The following is a 6,122-nucleotide window of genomic DNA, read 5'->3' as shown; positions in this document are numbered from 1 at the left end:
GCGCGGGCCTCGCTGGGAGGCGGGCGGTGAGCGCGCTCCGGCTGGCCTCCGCGGCGCTGCTGCTGCTCGCGGGGTGCGCGGAGGGGCGGCGCTTCGCCGCCCCTGAGGTGGGGAGCCCCGCCCCCGCGTACGCCGCCGCCGCCCTTTCCGGCGACACCGTCTCGCTGGACGCCCTGCGGGGGAAGGTGGTGCTCCTGAACGTGTGGGCCACCTGGTGCCACCCCTGCCGCGAGGAGATCCCCGCGCTCCAGGAGCTGCACGAGCGCCACGCCGCCCAGGGGCTGACGCTGGTGGGGGTCAGCGTGGACAACCGCTCCGACCGCGCGGCGGTGGAGGGCTTCGCGCGGGAGTACGGGATGACGTACCCCGTCTGGCTGGACCCGGAGGAGCGGGTCTCCTCCACCTTCCGGACGCTGGGCGTCCCCAGCACCTTCCTGATCGGGCGGGACGGGACGATCCTGTGGAAGCACGTGGGCCCCGTGGACGCCGACGATCCCACGCTCACCCGTCTCCTGGCCGAAGCGCTCGCCGCCCCCTCCGAGGGAACTTTCGGCGCGGACGATGCGTAGCTTCACGGATGCCGAGGGGCGGACGTGGGACGTGGTCCCGGGGCGGGAGTCGTGGGGGACGGTGGTCCTCCTCTTCTCCCCCCGCCAGGGGAGCGGCGCCCGCACCGCGCCGCTCGCGTCCGAAACGGTGCGCGACGCAGACCAGGAGCTCGCGGAGATGACCGAGGAGGCGCTCCGCGAGCGGCTCGCGGAGTCTCGTCCCTGGGAGGGCTGACCTTCCGGTACGCTCTCCATCCGAACCCCATGCCCGAGGAGGCCATCGTGCGATCCCTGCGCAGAATCCTGTTCCTTCTCGTCCCGGTGCTCTTCCTGGCCGGGTGCGGCGCACGGCAGGGCACGCCCTCCGCCGCCGATCCGCAGACCCGGACCACGGTGCGCGTGGAGAACCGGAGCTGGTCCGCGGTGAACGTGTACGCCGTCCGCGCCGGCGGCTCGCAGCGGGTGCGCCTGGGCACGGTGCAGGCCGTCTCGACGCAGGTCCTGACCATCCCGCGCCAGGTGGTGGCGGGGGTCTCGAGGCTGCAGTTCCTGATCGACCCCATCGGGAGCAGCCGTACCCCCCTCAGCCAGGAGATCTCCGTCCGCGAGGGCGACGAGATCACGCTCTACGTCCCGAACGCCTGAGCTTCGTCCACCGATTACGGCGGACCGCTCCGCGCGGGTACGGCAGGAACGAGAACGGCGCCCCTTCGGGCGCCGTTCTCGTTCTTCGCTGGGGCTTTCGCGCGCGGCGGTCGGGGGCGGGGGTGGCACTCCGGAAGAAGTGTAACTCGCTTCGCTCAAACATCCACTTCTTCCTCCGACCACCCCCGCCCCCTCCCTGCGACCCTCCCGGTAAGAGAGCCACGCGCGCTCCAGTTGATCCCCTCTGCCAGACTTGGGAGAGGGTGGCGGCTCTCGGGCCGCCGGGTGAGGGCCGTCGCAGGCTATTCCCGGTTCCCCGCCTTCGATCCCAGCCAGCTCTCCCGGAACCTGCGGACCGCGGGCGTGACCGGACGTCCTGCCGACTCGTACGTCACGACCTCCAGCATCGGGCTCTCGACGGTCCGCGGTGAGGCGGTGCGGCGCTCCCCGCGCTGCTCGTACTCGATGGGCAGTGCGTCGCCGGGCTTCGCGGCCCCCAGCACGGCCTCCAGCTCCGCCCGCGAGGCCACCGGCCGGCCGCCCACGGAGTGGATCCGGTCGCCGCGCGTCAGCCCGGCATCGTACAGCGGCGAGCCCGCCAGCGGGTAGGCGCCCACCGAGGCGCCGGTGCTGTCGAACGCGACCACGGCCTCGCCGATCCAGGCGCGACCCGGCTGCGCCTTCCGCACGAGCAGCCCGGCCGGGGCGAGGAGCCGCTCGAAGTCCGGCGCCTCGTGGCCCTCCACGTAGCGGCGGAAGAAGTCCTCCGCGAAGGCGCGGTCGCCGGTGAGCGCCGCCAGCGTGTTCCGCAGGTCCTCGTGCGTGTACGGCTTCTGCGGCGTGAGCGAGCGCGGGTCCTGGTGGCGGCCGAAGTCGCGCCAGAGCGCCCGCATGTACTCGTCCAGCGTCTTCCCGCGGGCGCGGAGCTCCAGGTCCAGCGCCAGCCCGATCCCGGCCCCCCCGGTGTAGTACGAGATGTAGGTGTTGCCGCGGTTGTGCGGGTCCACCGAGGTGGCGGCGTCCACGAAGGGCGCCTGCATGCTCATCTCGACGGGGGAGAAGAGCCGCCGTCCGGGCGAGAGCGTGACGGTGTTGATGGTCCCCGCGAGCGAGGGGAGGTACTGCTCCAGCCCGGTCAGCCCGGCGCGCTTGATGAAGAGCGGCGTGTAGTACTGCGTGAACCCCTCCGCGAACCAGAGCTCGCCCGACATGTCGGCGGCGGTGAAGTCGAACGGCTCCAGCGAGGCCGGGCGGAGCCGCTCCACGTTCCAGGTGTGGAAGAACTCGTGCGACACCGTCCCCAGGTTCGCCAGGGCGCCCGTGGAGAGCGGCCGGGTGCTGGTGAGCACGGTGGAGTTGCGGTGCTCCATCCCGTCGCCGGACACCTGGGGGAGGTAGTCGGCCAGGAAGGTGTAGGTGCCGTAGTCGAAGTCCGGGAGCCCGCCCATGGCCGCGGCCTGCTCCGCCACCACCTTCTTCGCCATCTCCGTGAACGCTTCCGCCTCCGCGGAAGTCCCGGCGTGGTGCAGCGCGATGCGGATGGTGTACGTCTTCCCGCCCGAGCGCACCTGCCAGCTCCGCAAGTCGTGCGCGCTCACCTCGGCGGGCGAGTCCAGGAAGTACTCCAGGTTCGGCGCGGTGAAGGTGTACGGGTCGCTCGTGGGGACGAGCTGCGTCGCCACCTTCCAGGCGGGGTCCGGGGCGCGGAAGGTGACCCGCACCGGCCGGTCTTCCAGACCCCGCGCCCACATGTACGTGGCGGGGGCGTTCAGGTGCGCGTGGGTGTTGTCGATCTGCGCGTACGTTCCGTCGCCGCGGTCGCCGAAGAGCGTGTAGGTCATGCGCACCGTGCCGTCGTGCCCGGCCACGCTCCAGCGGTACGGGTCCGGCCGGGTCACCGCGAGCGGACGCCCCTGCGCGTCGAACGCCTTCACGGCGTAGACGTTCTTGGCGAACTCGTGCAGGGCGTAGCGGCCCGGCGAGGTGCGGCTCATCCACACCTCCAGCGGCCGGCCGGCCGGGAGGTCCGGGAAGGTCACGCTGACCTCCGCCTCGTGGTGCACGGCGTTGGGGAAGGCGACCTCGTACGTGACCGGCGCCTGCGCGGCGGCGTGTGTCGCGGCGAGGAGGAAGACGATCGGGAGCGCGCGGACTTTCATTCCATCCGGGGGTGCGGGTCGTGTGCGGTGCGCGGGCAGTCTACGGCGCGGACCGGCGCGCGGCAAACCCGCCCGGCCTTGTACCAGGCGGGCGGGCGTTCGTTTCACCGCGGCAGGATACGGCGGGGACCGGACCGATCCTGCCGGGCGCAAGGGCCGCTCAGCGCGGGGAAGTCCGCCGTCGCTACCTTCGTCCCGGCACCGGGAACATGAGGAAGACCAGCGCCAGGAAGATCAGCCCGGTGAAGTAGCGCTGCGGGTCGCCGGTGAGGAGGTAGTAGACGCCGCCCCAGAGCGCCGTGACCTCCCCGAGCGCCCACCCTGCGACCAGGAGCGGCCGCGCGCGCCCCGGGTCGGCCTGGCGCCGCTGCAGCGAGCGCACCAGGAGCACGCCGCCGCCGGCGAGCACCCACACGGCCAGCGACACGTAGGAGAGGGTGTCGCGGTCCACCGCGCTCGGCGCCCACCCGGGCTGCCGCTGGAGGTACCAGACCACCGCCCCGAAGCCGAGGACCGCCGTGAGGATCGCCAGGCGGACCAGCGCCAGGGCGGCGGGGCGGGGCCCGGAAGGGGAGGGAGCCGGAGCCATGCGTCAGACCCTCACCTTCACGACCACCTTCCGGACGCGGTGCCGCCCGCCGGCCATGCACCCCGGCTTGTGCCCGTCGCCCGGGTACAGCACGGCCAGGTCGCCGGGGCGGAGCAGCAGCGAGCTGGCATGCTTCGGCTCCTCGTAGAAGACCACGTCGCGCTCCGGGTCGTACGGCTCCGCGGGCGTGAGCAGGCGGACGGGCGCGTGCAGGATCCGCTCCTCCCCCTCCGCCACGTACTGCACGTCCAGGTGCGCCCGGTGCGACTCGAAGCGCTTCTCGGTGGACGGCCCCGTCTCGTACGTCTGCACCAGCGCGAACACCCGCTCCCCATCCACCGGATGCCGCCCGTCCGGCGTCGCCGGGTCGAACGCGCGCAGGTAGCCCAGGGCGGCGCGGAGCCCTTCGGAAAGCGCGGAGTCGTCGAGGGCCTGGAGGGAGTCGAGGAGCATGAGTGCGAGAGTGCGAAGTGCGACACGGCATCCCGCGCCGGGAGATCACGGCACGGGCGCCGTTGGTGGTTCCGCAGTACCCATATGATGCCGTACGGAGGGAGACAGCCGGGTAGTTTCGGCTGGCTCACTCCGGCGAGGGGAGACAGGCCGGCGGTTTGGCCTGGCTCCCGGAGCCCGTGCAGGAGACAAGCCGGCTGTTTGGCTTGGCTCCGGAGCGGCCCGTCTCTACGACTCCTCGGAAGAGAAACCCCCGGACTCGACGAAATCGATGCCGCGGGCCGTGATGCGCAGGGTGAGGCCGGTGCCGCCCATCCCCTTCACGTACCCGTGGTCCTCGTGGTACCGGGCGATCCGCTCGGCGTCGGTCCGCGAGAGCCCCAGCTCCTCGGCGATCTCGTAGCCGTCCTCGTACACCACCCCGTCCTCCTCGCTGCTCCGGTACAGGCGCTCCAGGAAGCGGCGGCGGTCCTCGCGGCGGCGGCGGACCACCTCCGGGTCCGCCCCTCCCGCGCTCACCGCGGCCTCCGCGTGGGGGCGCGCCTCACTTGACGAAGCTCCGCAGCAGCTCCCCCATCCGCACGTCGTACGGGTCGGGGGAGGGGTCGTCGTCGGCGACGTCGGGCTTCTCCTGCGGGGTCTCCAGGATCAGCGGGACGTCGCGGCTGCGGGGGTCGTTCAGGAGCCAGCGGAAGGCTTCCTCGCCGATCTCCCCCTCGCCGATCAGCACGTGGCGGTCCCTGTTGGTGCCCAGCCCGCCCTCGCTGTCGTTGAGGTGGAAGAAGGAGGGCTTTTCCCCGGTCTCCCCCTCCCATTCGTCCAGGATCGCCCGGAGCGCCTTCTCCGACCCGGCGATGTCGTAGCCGGAGGCGTACAGGTGGCAGGTGTCCAGCCCGTAGCCGGTGCGCGGGCGCAGCTCGTCGGGGACGTGGCGGAGGATGTCGGCCACCTCGGCGGCGGTGCGCCCCAGTGTCTGCCCGGCCCCCGCGGTGTTCTCCACCAGGAGCCGGGTGCTCCCCTCCGTCTTCCGCAGCGCGGCCGTGATCGCCTTCGCCACCCGCTCCGCGGCGGCGGCCCGGTCGCCGTCGGAGGCGGAGCCGGGGTGGAAGCAGACGGCGCCCACCCCCAGCGCCGTGGAGCGCTCCAGCTCCTTGGCGAGCCCCGCGGCGGCGCGCTCCCACTTGGCCGGGTCCGGCGTGGCGACCCCCAGGACGTAGGCGCCGTGCACCACCACGTGCTCCGGCCGGATCCCGGCCTCGCGCAGGGCGGCGTTGAAGCGCTCGGCCTTCTCCGGCTTCATCCCCGCCCGGTCGCCGTAGAAGCGCGGGGGCGCGGTGAAGACCTGGAGCGCCTTCATCCCGGCGCCGCCCGCGCGCAGGGCGGCCATGTGGATCCCGCCGTTGTCGATGGTGTGTGCGCCGATGTACCGGGGCATCTTCGTGGAGTCTGGGGGTGCGCATGGCCGGAGCGGCCCGGGACGGGAAGCTAGGGCCGGGGCGGAGGGGCGGGCAACCGTCGCGTCCTCCCGCGCCCGGGGAGCACGCACCTTGCAGGTCCTTCTCCTTCCCGCATCCCCGGCATTCCCGCGGGAACCCTGGAGGCATCATGAAGACAGTCGCCCTGCTCGCCGCCACGCTGTCCGTGCTCCTCGCCGCGGGGGCCGCGGCGCAGGACCCGGCGCCCGCACCGCCGTCCGCCCCGGACGGGGTGGCCTCCGCGTTCCAGGCC

General features: G+C 73.0%; 8 protein-coding genes. 3 read left to right on the top strand and 5 right to left on the bottom strand.

Going from position 1 to position 6,122, the window contains the following annotated elements:
- The 3 genes from VGR37_02270 to VGR37_02260 all read left to right on the top strand — a co-directional run.
- Positions 1–569 (top strand): TlpA disulfide reductase family protein (locus tag VGR37_02270; GenBank protein ID HEV2146223.1); only part of this gene is annotated, 569 nt, incomplete at its 5' end.
- Positions 562–783, top strand: a complete 222-nt coding sequence (locus VGR37_02265; protein HEV2146222.1) for a hypothetical protein — start codon at positions 562–564, stop codon at positions 781–783. The genes VGR37_02270 and VGR37_02265, both read left to right, overlap by 8 nt.
- A 47-nt stretch (positions 784–830) precedes the next feature.
- Entirely contained in the window at positions 831–1,193 is a 363-nt protein-coding gene (locus tag VGR37_02260; protein HEV2146221.1) for a hypothetical protein, read from the top strand.
- 302 nt (positions 1,194–1,495) lie between these two features.
- On the opposite strand, the gene VGR37_02255 is transcribed toward VGR37_02260, so the two are convergent.
- The 5 genes from VGR37_02255 to VGR37_02235 all read right to left on the bottom strand — a co-directional run bounded on the left by VGR37_02255 (position 1,496) and on the right by VGR37_02235 (position 5,829).
- Complete coding sequence (locus tag VGR37_02255; protein HEV2146220.1) at positions 1,496–3,352, bottom strand: PDZ domain-containing protein; 1,857 nt, start codon at positions 3,350–3,352, stop codon at positions 1,496–1,498.
- A 184-nt stretch (positions 3,353–3,536) separates the two neighbouring features.
- On the bottom strand, positions 3,537–3,941 hold the full coding sequence (locus VGR37_02250; protein HEV2146219.1) for a hypothetical protein: 405 nt from the start codon (positions 3,939–3,941) through the stop codon (positions 3,537–3,539).
- Between the two features lie 3 nt (positions 3,942–3,944).
- Positions 3,945–4,394 carry a YhcH/YjgK/YiaL family protein gene (locus tag VGR37_02245; GenBank protein HEV2146218.1) on the bottom strand — a complete coding sequence of 150 codons (450 nt, stop codon included), beginning with the start codon at positions 4,392–4,394 and terminating at the stop codon, positions 3,945–3,947.
- A 228-nt stretch (positions 4,395–4,622) separates the two neighbouring features.
- Positions 4,623–4,913: a hypothetical protein gene (locus VGR37_02240; GenBank protein ID HEV2146217.1), complete on the bottom strand. Its 291-nt coding sequence runs from the start codon at positions 4,911–4,913 to the stop codon at positions 4,623–4,625.
- 25 nt (positions 4,914–4,938) lie between these two features.
- Positions 4,939–5,829: a deoxyribonuclease IV gene (locus VGR37_02235; protein HEV2146216.1), complete on the bottom strand. Its 891-nt coding sequence runs from the start codon at positions 5,827–5,829 to the stop codon at positions 4,939–4,941.
- Positions 5,830–6,122: the final 293 nt, after the last annotated feature.

Source organism: Longimicrobiaceae bacterium, assembly GCA_035936415.1.
In the GTDB taxonomy this organism is placed as follows: Bacteria; Gemmatimonadota; Gemmatimonadetes; order Longimicrobiales; family Longimicrobiaceae; genus JAFAYN01.
This window is presented reverse-complemented; position numbering and strand designations above follow the sequence as displayed.

What these genes read in the sequence shown, in the direction of transcription:
- VGR37_02265 (HEV2146222.1), top strand. Translation starts at nt 562, where the DNA reads ATGCGTAGCTTCACGGATGCCGAGGGGCGGACGTGGGACGTGGTCCCG.
- VGR37_02255 (HEV2146220.1), bottom strand. Translation starts at nt 3,352, where the DNA reads ATGAAAGTCCGCGCGCTCCCGATCGTCTTCCTCCTCGCCGCGACACAC.
- VGR37_02250 (HEV2146219.1), bottom strand. Translation starts at nt 3,941, where the DNA reads ATGGCTCCGGCTCCCTCCCCTTCCGGGCCCCGCCCCGCCGCCCTGGCG.
- VGR37_02245 (HEV2146218.1), bottom strand. Translation starts at nt 4,394, where the DNA reads ATGCTCCTCGACTCCCTCCAGGCCCTCGACGACTCCGCGCTTTCCGAA.
- VGR37_02235 (HEV2146216.1), bottom strand. Translation starts at nt 5,829, where the DNA reads ATGCCCCGGTACATCGGCGCACACACCATCGACAACGGCGGGATCCAC.